Source organism: Mesorhizobium sp. WSM4887 (genome assembly GCF_029625865.1).
Classification (GTDB): Bacteria; Pseudomonadota; Alphaproteobacteria; order Rhizobiales; family Rhizobiaceae; genus Mesorhizobium.
This window is the reverse complement of the sequence record NZ_JARTVP010000004.1, coordinates 238473-255605: the sequence shown is the minus strand read 5'-3', so window position 1 is coordinate 255605 and position 17133 is coordinate 238473. Positions and strand designations below refer to the sequence as shown.

Here is a 17133-nt window from a genome sequence, read left to right as displayed (position 1 = left end):
ATCTAAGATCGCGCGGCGTCATCACTCCGGGGGGCGACGGAACCGGAGCAGGACTGGTGGTGGATGGAGCGAAGGCAAGAGTTCTGATCTGCGATGATGATCCCTTGTTGCTCGAGCTGATGGAATTCAGGCTGAGGGCGAAGGGATACGAGGTCATCAAAGCGGTGGACGGCGCCGAGGCGCTGGCGAAGGCGGAGCAGGACGGCCCCGACATCATCGTGCTCGACGCGATGATGCCCAAGGCCGACGGCATCGAGGTGCTGGCGCGCATCAAGGGCGACCCGGTGCTGTCGAAGACTCCGGTGGTGATGCTGACCGCGCGCAAGGCCGAGAAGGACATCGTTTCGGCGCTTGAGAAGGGCGCCGACGATTATCTGGTGAAGCCGTTCATTCCCGAGGAGCTACTGGCCCGGCTGGCGCGTCTCATCGCCCGCAAGGGCGGGAAGCGCTGATGCGGCGCGGCCGGCGCTCAGCCTTTGCCGCATGCCTGATCCTGGCGATCGCCGCCGCTCCCGGCGCGGCGCTGGCGCAGACTGTCGACGAGCTCTACGCATCCGGCGTCAAGGCCCGGCAGGCGCAGCATTTCGACGAGGCCGCCGATCTTTTCCGGCGCGCGCTGGCGCTGAAAGCTGACAATGCCGACGCCCTCGTGCAGCTTGGCTTCGCCGAGCTCGGCCGCAACGATCTGCCGGCGGCGCGCGACGCCTTTGCCCGGGCGCTTGCCCTTGCCCCGGCCTATCGCGATGCGAGCTTCGGCATGGCCCAGGTCGAATTCCGCTCCGGCAATCTGGATGCGGCGCTGCCGCTCGCTGAGAAGGTCGCTGAGGCAGAGCCCGGCAATGCCGACGCGGCAGCGCTTCTAGAGAACATCCGCAAGGCCAAGCAGGCCAGCCAGGCGAAGCCGGTTCCGGCTGCCGCGGCGCCGGCGAAGGAGCCGCCCCACCGGCGGCCCGATCCCGTCGCCATCCAGTTGGAGCAGGGCAGGCGGTTGCGGGCGGCGGGAAAGCTGCCCGAGGCCGAGACCGCCTATCGCCGCGCGCTCAAGCTGTCGCCCAGGAACACCGACACCCTGGTCGCGCTCGGCCTCGTTGTGGGCTCCAGCCAGCGCTTCGACGAGGCCGGGCGGTTTTTCGACCGCGCGCTTGCGATCAGGCCGGCCTTCTCGACGCGCGGCTGGGCAAGGTACGCCTGGCGATCTGGCAAGGCGACGCGCCGCGCGCCCGCGCCCTGGTCGGTGATGTGCTGGCCTCGGCGCCGGACAATGTCGAGGCGCTTAGCCTTGACGCGAGAATCGCTTTGCTCGAGGCCGACTACCAGCGGGCCGGGCAATCGTTGCAGCGCGCGCTGGCGCTCGATCCGCGCAATGCCGAGGCGCTGGTCGGGCTCGGCGATGTGCGCCGTGCCGAGGGCGACGACGAGGCCGCGCGGCAGGCCTACGGCCTGGCGCTCGCCATCGAGCCCGGTTCGGCCGATATCGAGCAAAGGCTGGCCGTGCCGCCGCCGCGCAAATGGCGGCTCGACCTCGGCAGCGAGGTGAGCGATCTCACCGACGGGCTTGGCGACTGGACCGACAGTTCGGCCGGCCTTTCCTATCGGCTATCGCCCCAAACGACGATCTCCGGCCGCACGCGGCTCGCCACCCGCTTCGGCAACACCGACGTCCAGATCGAGGGCCGCGTCGACCAGGCCTTCTCGCCGGCCTTCTCCGCCTATGCGCTGGCCGCGGCGACGCCGGATGCCGACTTTCTGGCGCGCTATTCGATCGGGGCCGGCGCTTCGTGGCAGGTCGTGGCGCCGGCGAAGGTCTTCGGCCCGCTTTCGCTCAACGTCGACGCCCGCTACGACAATTTCGCCGACGCCGACGTCACCAGCATCCAGCCCTGGCTGCAGGGCTATCTCCTCGACGGCCGTCTGGGGCTTTCCGCCCGCTGGGTGCATGCCGAGGACGATATCGGGACGCGCGCGGACGGCTATGTGCTTCGCGCCGACCTCGCGGTGACGCCGCATGTCAATCTCTTCGGCGGCTATGCCGACGCCCCCGAAATTTCAGACGGCACGCTGGTGCCGACGCGCACCGTCTTTGGCGGCCTCTCCGTGGACGTTAGCGATCCGCTAACGCTGCGCGCCAGCATCGCGCATGAACAACGCCCGACATTCGACCGAAGCATATTCGGGCTCGGGCTGACCGCGCGGTTCTGATGATGTGGTACGTCTGGAATCTCTCCATACTGCTCAGCGCGCTCTCCCTGGTGATCATGCTGTTTTTGATCGCGCGCCGTTTGCTGCGGGAGCGCCGGGACAGCGCCAGAGCCGGACAGCGGCGCCAGCTTCTGACGGCGCTGATCGCCTTCACCGAAGACCGCGACCGCCAGACGCTGAAAACGGCCATTCTTTCGGTGCCGCCGGGCGTGGCGATCGAGGCCGGCTTCGAGTTCGTTTCGCTGCTGCGCGGCGAGGAGCGTGACGAGGTCCTTGTCGCCTTCAACGAATGCGGCCTGCCGGCCCTCGTCGGCAGGCAGCTGGAACGGGGCAATGTGGCCGAACGCATCCACGCGGCCGAGATGCTGGCGGCGCTGGGGTCGCAGAATGCGACGGCTAGCCTGCTTTCGGCGCTGGACCAGGACCGCTCGCGCGGAGTCAGGATCGCCGCCGCCATCGCGCTTTGCGATCTCGGCAGCCTGCCCCTGCTCGGCGTCGCGCTGGACAAGATAGGCGTGGCGGGACAGCGCTCGCGGCGCCTGATCGAACTGTTCAGGCGCTTTCCGCGCACGCGCTTCAACGAGCTTGCGATCCATGCATCGCGCGTCGACGCCGTGCCCTTCATCAGGGCGGCCGCGATCGACGCGCTCGCCCGCGCCGGCGGCTTCGGCTTTGCCGCCTTCTTCGCCGGCTTGACCGGCGATGCCTCACCCGAGGTTGTCGCCGCGGCTCTGCGCGCGCTGGGCCTCACCGGACACGCCGATGCACCGGCGATCCTGACGAGCGCGATGGCAAACGACGACTGGGACGTGCGCGCCGCCGCCGCCGAGTCCGCGGGACGCCTCGGCCTTCCCGAACTTGCCCCGCCGCTGTCCAGGCTGCTGGACGACGAGGTCTGGAACGTGCGCTATGCCGCCGCCAACGCGCTGCGCTCCTTCGGCCAGCCGGGCGAGCGGCTGCTGCGCCAGATTGCCGACAGCGAGGTCTCGCGCAGCCAGCGCACCGCCTCGCTCATTCTTGCCGAGGGACCGGCCGCATGATTGCCGACTGGAGCGACGAGATCGTCCTTGCCGCCACCATCCTGTCCTGGTTCATCATCGCGGCGGGGCTGGCGCAGACGACAATCTATCTGCTGCAGCTCGTCCTCGCCGGCTATGCGCTGTCCAAGCGCCCGCCGGTGGCGCGCTCGGCGCTGCTCTGGCAGCGCTACGGCGAGGTCGCGCCGCCGATCGCGCTTCTGGTGCCGGCCTATAACGAGGAAGTGAATGTGGTGGAGAGCGTCCATTCGATGCTGGCGCTCGAATATCCGAATTTCGAGGTGATCGTCATCAATGACGGCTCGAAGGACCAGACCTTGCAGCGCCTGATCGAGGGCTTCAAGCTGGTGAAGTTCCATCGTCCCTACGAGGACGCGCTGGCGCACAAGCCGATCCGCGGGCTCTATTCCTCGCCGATGACCGAGCGGCTGTTCGTGGTCGACAAGGAGAATGGCGGCAAGGCGGACGCGCAGAATGCCGGCATCAATGTCTGCCGCGCGCCGCTCTTTTGCGTGATCGACGGCGATTCCATCCTCGAACCCGACGCGCTGATGCGCGCCGCCCAGCCTTTCATCGACGATCCCGAGCGCACCATCGCGGTGGGCGGCACAATCCGCATCGCCAACGGCTCGAAGATCGAGGCCGGCAGGGTGCGCGAGGTGCATCTGCCGCGCCGCCTGCTGCCGCTCTTCCAGGTGGTCGAATATCTGCGCGCCTTCCTGATGGCCCGCCTTGCCTGGAGCAGCGTCAACACGCTGATGCTGGTCTCCGGCGCCTTCGGCATGTTCCGCCGCGCCGAAGTGGTGGCGGTGGGCGGCTTCACCAAGGGCTCGATGGGCGAGGACCTCGACCTTGTCATCAAGCTGCACCGCCACATGCGCGACAAGAAGCGCAAATACCGCGTTCAGTTCATTCCCGAGCCGGTGTGCTGGACCGAGGCGCCGGAAACGCTGAGCGTTCTGGCGAGGCAGCGCACGCGCTGGCAGCGCGGAGCGCTCGAATGCTTCTTCCGCTACCGAGCCATGTTCTTGAACCCGCGCTATGGCCGCGTCGGCTTCCTCGGCTTCGGCCACATCTTCATCGTCGATGTGCTGGGGCCGGTGGCGGAGGTGCTGGGCTATATCCTGATCCCGGCCTTCTGGCTGCTCGGCATCCTGTCGGCCGAATATCTCCTGGCCTTCACCTCGCTGATCTTCACCTATGGCGTCTGCGTCAGCGTCTGCTCGCTCATCCTGGAGGAGGCCGAGCTGCAGCGCTTTCCGCGCGCCAGGGATCTCGCCGTTCTGACGGCGGCCGCCGTGATCGAGAATTTCGGCTACCGCCAGCTCAACAATTTCTGGCGCGTGAAGGGCTGCTGGCAGTTCTTGCGCGGCGACCAGGGCTGGGGCGAGATGACCAGGACCGGCCTCGGCGCCGCGAAGAAGTGAGCCGGGCTGGCGGCGTCAGGCCAGCGTCCGCTCGATCTCCGCGATTAAGGCATCGAGCGCCGCGCGGACATCGCCGCCATCCGCCTGCTCGATGAGCAGCGTCTCCAGCTCTGAGGCCCGCACGCTGATCTCCGCAAAGCCGAAAGTGCCGGCCGCGCCGGCGAGCGAATGCGCGAGCTTGGTCAGGTCGGAGCCGGGCAGCGCCTCGCGCGCCGCCTGCAACTGCGCGAGCTGACCGGCGCAGCGGGTGAGGAAACGTTCGCGAAGAGGGGCGAAGGGATCGGTTGAGATGGAGATTCTCCCGAGCGAATGAGGAGATATTGAAACAGAAAGCGAGGCGAAGAGGAATGGCGGGTAGGCTGCTTGTTGCTCATCTGCCGCCCTTGCTTGGCTGCGTCGCCGGTTACGCTGCGTTTAGCGCCGCCGTATAAGAAAGGGAATCCGGAGGGCAGCACGCTGATGTTGGACAATTACGAGATGGACCGATTTGGCGTGATCCACCAGATCGACTTCACGCCGATCAAATACGACAAGCAATATATTTCCTATTACGAGGACCTGACCGACCGGACGATCAAGCTCGGATATCAGCGGCTTGGCTGGGTGCTGGGATTGACCGGCGCGATCCCCCGCTCGGTGCTGGAGATTGGATACGGCACCGGCACGTTCATCGAAGCCGCGAAGATAACCGGGGTCGCCGATTGCGCCGGCTACGACATCGCCGAGTTCCCGCTGCCCGCGGGTGTCCGCTTTGTCGGTTGGGAGGAAGCGCTGGCCAGTTCCTGGGATATGGTCGCCATGTTCGACGTGCTCGAACACATCCCGGATCTGGGTTTCCTCGACCGCCTGCAGACCCGGCACCTCGCCGTCGCCGTCCCTTATTGCCGCTGGCGCGAGCTCGGCGCCGACGGCGACGCCTGGTTCCGAAGCTGGCGTATGCGTCTCCCCAACGAGCATTTGCACCACTTCGACCGCGACTCGCTGGTGGCGTTGCTCGCCCACAGCGGGTTCGACTGCGTGACGCTGAACTGCTTCGAGGACGGCATCAGGCTGCGGCCCGGCGAAGCCGGCCCGAACATTCTGTCCGGCTTCTTCAGCAAGCGATAGGCCGGGTTCCATCCGCGCGCGAGGGCAGAGCCGGGCGAGGGGCCGCGCTCATGCGCGATGGCCTTCAGCTCCGCCAGCAGCCCAAGACCGTCGGGCCAAAGCAACAAAGGAGCAGTCTGGGCGTTCTGATCAGCCGCTTGCGGAGCAGCCGAAGACATGACCATGCCGCAAATCCTGTCGTTTGCCGTCACCTTCGTGATGATGGCAGCGTTCGTATGGGGTCGCTATCGCTATGATCTCGTCGCTGCCGCGGCGCTGCTGCTCGCCCTCGCCGTTGGGATTGTGCCGTTCGACAAAGCCTTCAGCGGGTTTAGCGACGATATCGTGATCATTGTCGGCAGTGCTCTGCTGGTGAGCGCAGGCATAGCGCGATCGGGCATCATGGAACTCGCCATCGCGCGCTTTGCTCCGAAATTGTCGGGAGTTCGCTCGCAACTGGCGCTGCTGGTGATCGTGGTGACGTGCCTTTCTGCCTTCGTCAAGAATATCGGCGCGCTGGCGATCATGATCCCGATCGCCTTTCAGTTCGCCCGCCGGTCCGGCACCTCGCCATCGATATTTCTGATGCCAATGGCGTTCGGGTCATTGCTCGGCGGTCTCATGACGCAGGTGGGCACTTCCCCGAACATCGTTGTTTCCCGGGTGCGAGAGCAGTTGACCGGAACGGCGTTTACAATGTTCGACTTCGCGCCCGTCGGAGCGGCTGTCGCCGCCGCCGGCATGATCTTCCTAATGTCTTTCTATTGGCTGTTGCCGGTGCGCGAAAAGCTCGGCGGGGCGCTGAATGAAGCCCTCGACATCAAGGACTACCTCACAGAGGCGCGCGTTGTCGGCGATTCCACCGTGCTTGGGAAGACCGTCGCCGACGTCATAAAGCTTGCCGGCGGCGATGCCGTCGTGACCTCGATCCTGCGCAATCGGACGATGCGGATGACGCCGCTGCCCGATGCTGTCCTGAAGGTGAACGACATCCTGTTGCTCGAAGGCGACCCGGCGGCGCTGGATCGCCTTGTCTCGCAAGGCAAGCTCAGCGTCACGGGCGATCGGGTGAATGAAGAGGTCACCACCAGCGAGATGGTCGCTATCGAGGCCGTCATTGGCGAAAGCTCGCCTTTGATCGGCTGGACGGCCCAGCGACTTGCCCTCTACGATCGCTTCAACGTCAACCTCCTGGCTGTCAGCCGTCGCGGCCAGCGCCTCGATCGCAGGCTCGCCAAGGTCGAGCTAAGGCTCGGCGACGTCGTCGTGTTGCAGGGCAATGCAACCACAATGCCCGAGACACTGCGCGGACTAGGCTGCCTGCCGCTGGCGGAAAGGCCTATCCTTCTTGGCAGCGTGCGCAAGGGTATCGTGCCCGTGGTAATCCTCGCCCTTGCCATGCTCACGACTGCCGTGGGTCTGCTCCCTGTTCCCGTCGCTTTCTTTGCGGCCGCGGTCGGGATCGTGCTGTTCAAGGTCATCCCGCTCCGCGACGTCTACCAGTCGCTGGATGGCCCAATCCTGGTGATGCTCGCCGTTCTCATCCCGGTGAGCGATTCGCTGCGCACTACGGGGGCGACCGCGCTGGTCGCCGCGGAGCTTGCCAGGTTCGGGACCGTTCTTCCGGCGCCCGGCGCCCTGACGCTGATCCTCGTTGCCGCCATGGCCGTGACGCCATTCCTCAACAATGCCGCGACCGTGCTAGTCATGGCGCCCGTCGCGTCGGAATTCGCCGCCGATCTGGGCTACAGGCCGGAAGCCTTTCTGATGGCTGTCGCCATTGGCGCCGGCTGCGACTTCCTCACGCCGATCGGGCACCAATGCAACACGCTTGTCATGGGGCCGGGAGGCTATCGTTTCAGCGACTATCCGCGTCTGGGGCTGCCGCTGTCGTTCCTTGTCGTCATTGTTGCCGTGCCGATGCTGGCGATCGTCTGGCCAATGAACTGACGCCATAGAGGGACGCGAACGACCTCGCTCTACCAAGCTGCCGGGATGTTCACCGCAAATTGCTCTTCGGAAACAGCACGCGATCGGGTTCTGCATTCATTCGCGCCAGCATTTCCTTGATCAAGCGTGTCTTGGTGCGGCCCGCTTCCTTCGGCGGCACGAGGTAGCGCACGATGGCTTCGAGCCAGGTATTTTCGCTGACGCGAAAATGAACCACCGGATGCTCCTTCACTTGCAGCTCGTCCACCGGCGTTTTCGACAGGATGTCCTTATAGACCTTCACCTTCTGGCTCATGATGTCGCCGATCTGCTCGTCCACGACCTCTCGCATGGTTTTCGCCACGAATTCCAGGTCGCTGTCGTAGGCGAGCTGGAACTTGATCTCGTTCCAGACATAGGGAAACAGCGGCCAGGAATAGTTGAAGACCGGCGTGTCGAACACGGTGGAGTTGGGGAACTTGATGACGCGTCCGCTCGGATGATCGGTCCAAAGATGTTCGCCGCCGAATTCCCACAACGTCGTGTCGAGATAGCTGACGTCGATGACATCGCCATGGGCGTCGCCGATGCGAATCCGGTCGCCGACGCGATAGGGCGCCCGGGCCAGAATATAGATCCAGGCGATGAAACTGGAGATCGGCATCTGCAGCGCGAAGCCGAGAGTCAGTGAAATCAGGCCGAGCGAAACGACGGCGGCGTACCAGTTCACGAACAGAACCGAGATGGCCACGAAGACGACGGCGACCACGACGATCAACCGAAAAATTCGTTTCAGGTTGAAACGCGAGACACGATTGGGAATGCGGCCGATGAGAAAGACTTCGACGATATTCGCTATCGTCAGCATGACGAAAATGAGAAGGCCGCCCCAGACATAGTTCAGCACGCGGACGCGCAAGGTCGCGTCGAGCCATTCCGAGCGCCAATTGATGAGAAGCTGGACGGCAAAGAGCAGCAAGGCAGCGGCAGCGAAGCCAGCCGTCCACCAGAGGTCTTCCTTGCGGAAGCTGAAGCGGAACTTTTCCGCGGGCTTTTTCGCCTGCTGCTGGATCGTTTTCGGATCGGCAGTCCGCTGCGCGGCCCGTTCCAGCCGGGAAAGGTTCTCCTGTTCCTTGTCGCGCCGTTCCATGGATTCGCCATCCGATGTCGCATCAACATCGATCAGCGGCTAATCGTTCCGCGACGGCGGTATTGAGAGGAGGCGCTTGCCGGCGCGTGGGATCTGGTCGCTATGTGGACGTGCTCGAACCGGATCGGGTTCCCCGACCGCTGCCGACCCGTCACCTGGCGCCGCCGTCCCTTATTGCCGCTGGCGCGGGCTCGGCGCCGGCGGCGACGCGTGGGCGGCCCGGCGGAGCGACATTCTGTTTAGGAAGCGATAGGCGAGTCTATGTTCGCCTGAGGCCGGGCGAGGGGCGGATTATCTGCGATGATCTTCATTCCGCGAATTGGATCCGACGCGCCAAATGTAAGCTGTTCCTGTAGATTTTTCTCGCAACCAATTTGATCTATCTTGACACCGGTTGCGATACCAATGTCATATTGGTCCTAAGAATCCCGAGATTGGTTTCAAATAGTTGCTAGAGGCAGCGAGCCGATGAACGTGACTGACAGCAAGGGATATCGAACCGTTTCGAGGAGGAGCGCCATAGACGTCGCCGTCACCGACGAAAGTGGGAGCGATGGTCACAGTCGCCTAACACTTAACGAACTCGCGCAGACGATGGACAGCCGGGGCCAGCCCCATGTTGAGAAGGTGCGATCTGAATGGAACCGAAGACGCCGTGACACGGCCCCGGTTCTAAAGGTCCATGAACTCAGTAAGAATTTCGGTGCGGTCAGGATCCTTAACGACGTCACTTTCCAGATGGCGGAAGGGGAGGTCATATCCCTTATTGGCGCGTCTGGCTCGGGAAAGAGCACGTTGTTGCGCTGCATAAATTTTCTGGAGACGCCGACCTCAGGGAGGATCGAGGTGATGGGCGACGCAATCTCCATCACCACCAATCGACCGGGCAAGAGCGAAATCACCAACCGCGCAAAGATCCGGCTCTTTCGCCAGCGGACTGGCATGGTGTTCCAGAACTTCAATCTCTGGCCGCACCGGACCGTGATCGGCAACGTGACAGAGGCGCTCGTCTACGTGCTCGGGAAAGGAAGGCGGGAGGCCGAGGATATGGCGCTTTCGGCGCTTTCCAAGGTGGGGATGGCCGAATTCCGCGACCGCTATCCCAGTCAGCTTTCAGGCGGTCAACAACAGCGCGTGGCGATCGCACGGGTGCTGGCGATGCGACCAAAGATCATGCTTTTTGACGAGCCCACATCCGCGCTCGATCCGGAACTCGTGGGCGAGGTGCTGAAGGTGATCCGCACGCTGGCCGAAGAGGGGGCGACCATCCTTCTCGTCACCCATGAAATGCGGTTTGCGCGCGACGTGTCGAGCCGAATGATATTCCTGCGCAAAGGTATCCTTGAGCAGGACGATGCGCCGGAAGAGTTGTTTCGCAACCCTGCCTCGGAGGCGGTGAAACGGTTTCTCTCCAGCGTCATGCCAGCCGCCGCGTGATCGCGGTTTTCTTCAGCAGAACAAGAAAAGGGGTAACACTCATGCTTTCAGTTCAAACGTTTCGTTCGATTTTCGTATCCGGTTTCATGCTCGCCGCCGCAGCCGGTGCCGCGCGCGCCGAGGAAGGCGTCCTACGCGTCGGCACGGAAGGGGACGCGCCGCTGTTCAGCATGGCCGACGCCAACGGAAACGTCACCGGCTTCGACGCCGACGTTGCCAACGGTATCTGCGCCGAACTCAAGATGAAGTGCAAATTCGTGGTGCAGGCTTTCAGTTCGCTGGTTCCCTCCATGGATAGCGACCGCTTCGACGTGATCATTTCCGGCCTTGGCATCACTGCCGAGCGCCAGAAGAAGATCGACTACTCCATCCCGTACGCCACCACGCCGCTCTATTTCGTGGTCCCCAAAGATTCCGCTCTTGCCGGGCTCAAGAGTCTCGAGGAGATCGAAAAGGCGCTCGCGGGAAAGAGTGTCGGCGTCGTGACAGGCACGACCTATGCCAAATTCATCGGCAAGCGGGCGACCAGCGCCGATCTCAAGACTTATGATGCCACCACTCAGCAGACCGCTGATCTTGCGGCTGGCCGCCTGGATGCCGCTTTCGGCGACTCCCCGACCTGGATGGATTTCCTCGCTACACCGGACGGCGCCAACTTCACGAAGATCGATGTGAAGATTACGGCGATGAGCGATCCTGAAACCCTCGGCCACGGCATGGGTGTCGGTATGCGCAAGGGGAATGCCCAACTCAAGGCTAAGGTAGATGCCGCGCTCTGCAACATGATCGATGGAGGTAAGATCAAGGAGTCTTCCCTCAAGTGGTTCAAGGACGACTACACCATTCCGTGCAAGAAGTGATCCTCTCGCAACAACTGGCCGTCGCAGCCCGCGGCGGCCCGACGGGTGTCATCCATGTTTGAAACTATCTGGTTGCTGGTTGTGGAGCAGGGCTGGGGACTCGCTTTGCTGCGCGGCGCCTTCGTGACGATCTGCATCGGGCTGGTCGGCATGATGATCGGGTTGATCGCAGCCGTCCCGTTTGCCATAGCGCGCTGGCAGCGGCTCCCGGTGCTGTCCCAGATGATCGATGTCTACAGCATCGTCGTCCGCGGCGTGCCGGGTCTTCTTGTGATCTATCTCCTGTTCTTTGGCTCTGTCGACTGGGTGCAGAAGATAGCCGTTGCCTTCGGCTACCGAGACATGGCTGAAAGTGCCTACCCGTCCATTATCGGCATCCTCGCCATCGCGACCATTTCCTGCGCCTATTCGATCGAGGTGATGCGAGGCGCTTTGGAAGCCGTTCCCAACGGTCTTCTTGAAGCCGCGAAATCTTTGGCGTTGCCTCGATCGGTCGCCTTTTTCAGAATCACGTTGCCGCTCGCGTTGAGACTTGCTCTCGGCGGGATCAACAATGTCTGGCAGATGACGATCAAGGATACTTCACTCGTTTCCATCGTCGGCATGCAGGAACTCATGCGTATGGCGGCTATCGCAGCGGGCATCACGCGCTCGCCACTTCTCTTTTACTGCATCGCTGCCTCGCTGTTCTTCGCCATGACAGCAGTCAGCCAGACCCTGTTCGGCCTGGCTGAGCGCCATATCAATCGCGGCTTCAGCGGAGGTTAGAATGGATTTCACCATTATTGCCTATGCGATTCCGTTCCTTCTCACCGGCGCAAAGACAACGCTTCTGATCTCGGTGTTCGGCGTGGGCTTAGGACTGCCATTCGGCATCCTGGTGGCGCTCGCGCGCACTTCGCGCAATCGCTTGGTTTGCACGGCGGCCGACGCCTATTGCGCCGTCTTTCGCGGCACGCCCATGCTGGTGCAGATATTCGTGATCTACTACGGATTAGGGCAGGTCGGGTTCTTTCGCTCCAACCCGGTGATTTGGTGGCTGATCGGCGACGGCCTGCACGCAGCCATTCTCGCGGTCCTGTTGAACACCGGTGCCTACACAGCCGAAATCTTTCGAACCGCGTTTTTATCCCTGCCGCGCGGGCTGATCGAGGCGGCGGAAGCCTGCGGCATGTCGCCTTGGATTATCTTGCGCCGGATCAAGTTCCCGCTGGCTTTGCGACAAGCGCTGCCATCCTACAGCAGTGAGGTTGCCATCATCGTCAAAGAATCCAGCCTCGCTTCGACCATCGCTGTGCTCGAAATCACCGGTTGGGCCAAACGCCTGATGAGCGAAACCTTCGCCATTATGGACATCTTCATCATCACCTCCGTCTTCTACCTCACCCTCAATGTCGTCGGACTGACTGCCTTGAAGCTTTTGGAGCGGCAACTTTGGTTCGAACGGCGTTCAACGCGCAGAAAGGCCACATCCCTATGTCCAAGTTGACGTTCATCGACCAGAATGTTCTTCCGCGCCCACGCGAAGGGCAGCCTCTGCCCGACCGCCTTGTGGAGGGCGATCCACGTTTTCTGAGCTGGGATATCGCCCAGACCGCAGACGGCGCCGTGAAGGCAGGGGTCTGGGAGGTCACGCCTGGCGCCTATCGTTCGATTAAGGGCGAGACTTTCGAGTTCTGCTACATCCTTTCGGGTGTCTCCGAACTCACTGAGGATGGCTGCCCGCCGCGCCGCATCGCGGCTGGCGACGCCTTCGTCATGCATCCGGGATTCACCGGCGTATGGCGTGCCATCGAAACCACGCGCAAACTCTGGGTCTCACGTGATTGACCGGTTTGCGCTTGCCCGCCGATCCGACCAAAAGCTGGTATGTTCCCATGACCGCCGATTCCGCTGGCCCCTTCAAATCCACGCCCTATTGGTGGGAGGATTGCACCTTCTCTCCCCTCCCAGTCCGCCGGGTCGCCTCCAAATGCGACGTGGCGATCGTTGGGGGAGGCTATGCAGGACTTTCGGCGGCCATCGAGCTTGCTCGTGCCGGTCGCAGTGTTCAGCTTTTCGATCGCCAGTCGCTGGGGCAGGCGGCTTCCAGTCGTAATGGCGGCATGGCGAGCGGGAGCATTCGACCCGGGCGCAAGGAATTGATCAGAAGATTCGGCGAGGCCCGCGCCACCGAGATCCTGATGGAGGGAAAGGCCGCACGGGAAGACCTGTGGGCCTTTCTGAAGGAGGAGAAGGTGGAGTGTGACTTCCATCTCTCCGGCCTGTTCGTCGGCGCGATCAACGCTGATGAATGCGACGAACTCAGCCGCTCCGCCGATCTACTGCGGCGCTTTCTGGGCATCGAGGCTCATCCCGTTGGCCGGTTGGACGTGCCGACCTATATCGGAACGGATTTCTACACGGGTGGATTCGTGCGGATGGATACCGGTGGCCTGCATCCGGCCAAGCTGCTTGCGGGTATTATACGGGTGGCAATGGCAACCGGAGCGGTAATCCATGAGAACACAGCCGTTACGGGAACCATCGCCGAGGCCGGCGGGGTCCGTGTGAGAACGTCGCGCGGTGACGTTCTCGCCAGGAAGGTGCTGATCTGCACGGATGCCTATACCGACGGCTTCGATCCTTGGCTGCGACGCCGTATTGTGCCGGTGCGCAGCCGCATCATCGCTACCGAGCCATTGGCAGAAGGCGTCATGGACCGGTTGATGCCGAAGCGCATGATGTATGGCGATATGCGCCAACTCAGCTATTACTATCGCCCTTCGGCGGACGGATCGCGCATCCTCTTCGGCGGCAGGGACGGCACCACGGCGGGTGACGCGCTGGCGCCGACCATCCATTTGCGCAGCGAACTTGGCCGAATTTTCCCCGAACTGAGGGGCGTCGGCCTGACGAATAGTTGGTTTGGCCAGGTCGCCATGCATCGCGACATGGTGCCTCGGATTTTCACCTCGGGTGATACGGTTTACGCCACCGGCTTCTGCGGCTCCGGAGTGGTCTGGGCCCGCTGGCTGGGCAAGAAGGCCGCCTTCAAGATCCTCGGCGAAACCGAAAAGGCGCAGTCCGCCTTCGATTTCGACCCCGCTCCGAAGGCCGTGCCGTTTTACCGCGGCAAGCCATGGTTCATCCCGCTTGTCTATTCCCTTTACGAATGGCGGGATAAGCGTGCGATGCGCCGTCGCCAGCCCGAAGCAAAGAGGCGATAACGTTGCTCTTCCTTGGGGACGGGCCCGCCGGGTACAGGAACCTCATCTTGTCTGGATGGCGCGCACCGCGTCCGTCGTGAAAACAGTGTCAGATGCCCCGCCTTGAATAGAACGACAGGCGATTAGCGTTCGAACGCGCCATTCCGCTCGGTTCGGCAATCTCAAAATTTTGGCGATGAGGCCTACTCACCCCATTGTCTCAGATCCGAGTATGTTGGCTCTCGCGGTCAAGATATGGCTATGCATTCTTTGTTCGGCCTGCCCACCATCGCGGTCAGTGATCGCCTGTAAGATCGCGCGATGATGAGCCGTATACTCCTGCATACGCTCTTTCGTCAGAGACAGCTCTTTCATGCGCCCCCAAAGACGCCCCGCCCGAAGCGAGTGAATACCTTCGTAGAGCGAGGCCAGCAATCCATTGCGGGCCGCCACCACTACCAGTTGATGGAACGCGGCGTCCCAACGCTCGAACTCCGCCAGCGTCGCGGCGGTACTGCCATGCTGGATGACCTTGTGCATCTCTTCAGTTTCATAGGGGGTCGCCCGCAACGCCGCGAGCGCCGCCACCTTCGGCTCGATGATTAATCGTGCTTCGAAGACCTCAGCGGGATAGGTCCACAGTTCCTTCCGGGAGGCGTCGTGTGCGCGATACGGAGCGCTGGCAGTTGCCCCTCGCTCGGCGACGAAAGTGCCACGCCCGACATGGCGAAGCAGGCGCCCCTCTTGCTCCATCTCAGCCAGCATGCGCCGGAGGGCCGTGCGGGGTAAACCTAGCTTGAGGGCCAGATCGCGCTCGGGTGGCAGCCGGTCGCCTGGCTGCAATCCTGCCGCCTCGATGAAATCCCTCAAAACGACGGTCATGCAGCCACTCCAGAACGAATCGGGCAGATTTCTCCGCAACCAATTTGATCTATATTGACACCGGTTGCAATACCAATGTCATATTGGTTCCAGCGATCGACCGACTGGTTGCGCAAGTTTTCTAAAGCCGCGAGAGGATGGGTGTGAGTCAGACAGCAAGGGATATCGAACCTTTTTGCGTGGATGCTGCGGCTATCATTGCAAGCGCTCCTGTGGATCTGCTACTGGGCGGCAAATGGACAAGTGCAACCGGCAGCAATCGGTTTAATGTCGCCGATCCATCCAACGGGCGCACGATCGCGTCTGTCGCAGACGGCGCAGTCGCCGACGGAATCCGGGCGATCGATGCTGCGGAGGCTTCTGCGACGATGTGGAGGCAAACACCCTCACGCCGGCGATCGGACATCCTGATGTGCTGCCATCAGCTCATGCTCGATCGTGCCGAATGGCTGGCGCAACTGATATCTCTGGAGAACGGCAAGGCCCTCCCAGACGCTCGCGCGGAGGTAACGTATGCCGCGGAGTTCTTCCGATGGTACGCCGAGGAGGGGGTGCGTACTCTCGGCGACATCGGCCACGCGCCGGGCGGTGCAAACCGAATCCTGGTTCAATACCAGCCGATTGGCATCGCCGTTCTCGTCACGCCCTGGAATTTCCCTGCGGCCATGGCGACCCGCAAAATCGCCCCGGCGCTCGCGGCGGGTTGCACGTGCGTACTGAAGCCGGCGGCTGAGACTCCACTGACCGCGTTGGCGATCGGTGCGATCCTCATGGAAGCCGGTTTGCCCGAAGGTGCCCTCAACATCGTGACGACCACGGCCGCGGGGCCTGTGGTGAGCGCGATGCTGCACGACAATCGGGTGCGCAAACTGTCATTCACGGGTTCGACCGCCGTTGGGCGCATCCTGTTGCGTGAGGCCGCCAACCGGGTCATCAGCTGTTCCATGGAACTCGGCGGCAACGCTCCTTTCATCGTGTTCGATGATGCGGATCTGGACGATGCCGTGGCCGGCGCCATGGTCGCCAAGATGCGCAACGGCGGAGAAGCCTGCACTGCGGCGAATCGCTTCTATGTGCAGCGCGGCATTTACGACGCTTTTGTCCGCCGGCTTACCCAGGAAATGTCGTCGCTTTCAGTGGGGCCGGGTCTTCAAGCGACGACCCAGCTCGGGCCCCTTATTACCGCGACGGCCGTGGAGAAGGTTGATCGCTTGCTGAAGGATGCCGTTGCCCGTGGGGCGCGTATCGAAACGGGCGGCAAACCGCGGCCTGGCGAGGGCTTCTTCTATCCTCCGACAGTCCTAGCTGACGTTTCCCCCGATTCCGACATCGCGAAGGAAGAGATCTTTGGGCCGGTCGCAGCGATCACGCCGTTCGATACGGAAGACGAGGCTGTCCGGCTGGCGAACGACACGGAGTATGGCCTCATATCCTACGTCTACAGTAGTGATCTCAGACGCGCCCTGAGGGTCGCCGAACGCATCGAAAGTGGAATGGTCGGCGTCAATCGTGGCCTAGTTTCGGACCCGGCAGCGCCGTTCGGGGGGATGAAGCAAAGCGGGCTCGGCCGCGAGGGAGGGCATCACGGCCTGCTTGAATATCTCCAACCAAAATACATCGCGACCAACTGGTAAAACCGCAAAATCGCTTCTCCGCCGAGTTGCGCCACATATCGGTCGTGCAGGTTACGCTAGCTACTTCTGGGAAACCGACAAGCCTGCTTGCGGGCCCATCCGGTCCTTCGAGACTGGAACTTATGATATCCCACGCACGTCAACGATTGGGCGAGCAGCCGCGTCGAGTCCTTTCCCCTTGCCAACGCCGCCACCTTCGCCTAATCTCCCTTTGAGAAAACCTTTTCCCAAATCGCCCCGCGTCCGCTGACCTCACCCGTCATCTTCGCGCAGGACGATAAGGGAAAACCTTTTCCCAACTTAG

17 protein-coding genes are annotated in these 17133 nt (G+C 62.6%); 14 read left to right on the top strand and 3 right to left on the bottom strand.

The window, feature by feature from the left end; all coding sequences use genetic code 11:
* The first annotated feature begins 59 nt into the window (after positions 1-59).
* Genes P9230_RS18120 through P9230_RS18100 form a run of 5 tightly spaced genes read left to right on the top strand, consistent with a single transcriptional unit; the run spans position 60 to position 4663 of the window.
* Complete coding sequence (locus P9230_RS18120) at positions 60-452, top strand: response regulator (RefSeq protein ID WP_067000929.1); 393 nt, start codon at positions 60-62, stop codon at positions 450-452.
* Positions 452-1537 carry a tetratricopeptide repeat protein gene (locus tag P9230_RS18115; RefSeq protein ID WP_278120227.1) on the top strand — a complete coding sequence of 362 codons (1086 nt, stop codon included), beginning with the start codon at positions 452-454 and terminating at the stop codon, positions 1535-1537. The genes P9230_RS18120 and P9230_RS18115 overlap by 1 nt, the downstream gene beginning before the upstream one ends.
* Positions 1492-2199: a YaiO family outer membrane beta-barrel protein gene (locus tag P9230_RS18110; RefSeq protein WP_278120225.1), complete on the top strand. Its 708-nt coding sequence runs from the start codon at positions 1492-1494 to the stop codon at positions 2197-2199. Before P9230_RS18115 ends, P9230_RS18110 begins: the two co-directional genes overlap by 46 nt.
* On the top strand, positions 2199-3239 hold the full coding sequence (locus P9230_RS18105) for a HEAT repeat domain-containing protein (RefSeq protein ID WP_278120223.1): 1041 nt from the start codon (positions 2199-2201) through the stop codon (positions 3237-3239). The genes P9230_RS18110 and P9230_RS18105 overlap by 1 nt, the downstream gene beginning before the upstream one ends.
* Entirely contained in the window at positions 3236-4663 is a 1428-nt protein-coding gene (locus tag P9230_RS18100) for a glycosyltransferase family 2 protein (protein ID WP_278120221.1), read from the top strand. Before P9230_RS18105 ends, P9230_RS18100 begins: the two co-directional genes overlap by 4 nt.
* A gap of 15 nt (positions 4664-4678) precedes the next feature.
* Here P9230_RS18100 and P9230_RS18095 read toward each other — a convergent pair whose 3' ends face one another.
* Entirely contained in the window at positions 4679-4954 is a 276-nt protein-coding gene (locus P9230_RS18095; protein WP_278120496.1) for an Hpt domain-containing protein, read from the bottom strand.
* A 96-nt stretch (positions 4955-5050) separates the two neighbouring features.
* On the opposite strand from P9230_RS18095, the gene P9230_RS18090 reads away from it, so the two are divergent.
* Both P9230_RS18090 and P9230_RS18085 read left to right on the top strand, forming a co-directional pair.
* Positions 5051-5770: a class I SAM-dependent methyltransferase gene (locus tag P9230_RS18090; protein ID WP_278120219.1), complete on the top strand. Its 720-nt coding sequence runs from the start codon at positions 5051-5053 to the stop codon at positions 5768-5770.
* A 156-nt stretch (positions 5771-5926) separates the two neighbouring features.
* Positions 5927-7699 carry an SLC13 family permease gene (locus P9230_RS18085; protein WP_278120217.1) on the top strand — a complete coding sequence of 591 codons (1773 nt, stop codon included), beginning with the start codon at positions 5927-5929 and terminating at the stop codon, positions 7697-7699.
* A 49-nt stretch (positions 7700-7748) separates the two neighbouring features.
* Here the strand turns inward: P9230_RS18085 and P9230_RS18080 are convergent, their stop codons facing one another.
* The gene (locus tag P9230_RS18080; protein ID WP_128203087.1) at positions 7749-8828 is read right to left on the bottom strand and encodes a mechanosensitive ion channel family protein; all 1080 of its coding nucleotides are present in this window, start codon (positions 8826-8828) and stop codon (positions 7749-7751) included.
* 468 nt (positions 8829-9296) lie between these two features.
* On the opposite strand from P9230_RS18080, the gene P9230_RS18075 reads away from it, so the two are divergent.
* From P9230_RS18075 to P9230_RS18050, 6 genes are read left to right on the top strand one after another with little or no spacing between them, the layout of a single operon-like run.
* Positions 9297-10265 carry an amino acid ABC transporter ATP-binding protein gene (locus tag P9230_RS18075; RefSeq protein ID WP_278120214.1) on the top strand — a complete coding sequence of 323 codons (969 nt, stop codon included), beginning with the start codon at positions 9297-9299 and terminating at the stop codon, positions 10263-10265.
* A gap of 41 nt (positions 10266-10306) precedes the next feature.
* Positions 10307-11125, top strand: coding sequence for a transporter substrate-binding domain-containing protein (locus tag P9230_RS18070; RefSeq protein WP_127216511.1), 819 nt, complete (start codon positions 10307-10309; stop codon positions 11123-11125).
* A gap of 54 nt (positions 11126-11179) precedes the next feature.
* Positions 11180-11893, top strand: coding sequence for an ABC transporter permease subunit (locus tag P9230_RS18065; protein WP_278120211.1), 714 nt, complete (start codon positions 11180-11182; stop codon positions 11891-11893).
* 1 nt (position 11894) lies between these two features.
* Complete coding sequence (locus P9230_RS18060) at positions 11895-12614, top strand: ABC transporter permease subunit (RefSeq protein WP_067329696.1); 720 nt, start codon at positions 11895-11897, stop codon at positions 12612-12614.
* A complete protein-coding gene (locus P9230_RS18055) occupies positions 12602-12955 on the top strand; it encodes a cupin domain-containing protein (RefSeq protein ID WP_067329699.1) in 354 nt (117 codons plus the stop codon). The genes P9230_RS18060 and P9230_RS18055 overlap by 13 nt, the downstream gene beginning before the upstream one ends.
* Before the next feature lie 47 nt (positions 12956-13002).
* A complete protein-coding gene (locus P9230_RS18050; RefSeq protein WP_278120208.1) occupies positions 13003-14334 on the top strand; it encodes an FAD-binding oxidoreductase in 1332 nt (443 codons plus the stop codon).
* A 186-nt stretch (positions 14335-14520) separates the two neighbouring features.
* Here P9230_RS18050 and P9230_RS18045 read toward each other — a convergent pair whose 3' ends face one another.
* Entirely contained in the window at positions 14521-15195 is a 675-nt protein-coding gene (locus P9230_RS18045; protein ID WP_095783156.1) for an FCD domain-containing protein, read from the bottom strand.
* Between the two features lie 137 nt (positions 15196-15332).
* Here P9230_RS18045 and P9230_RS18040 point away from each other — a divergent pair, with 137 nt between their 5' ends.
* Positions 15333-16829: an NAD-dependent succinate-semialdehyde dehydrogenase gene (locus P9230_RS18040; protein WP_278120206.1), complete on the top strand. Its 1497-nt coding sequence runs from the start codon at positions 15333-15335 to the stop codon at positions 16827-16829.
* Positions 16830-17133 lie beyond the last annotated feature (304 nt).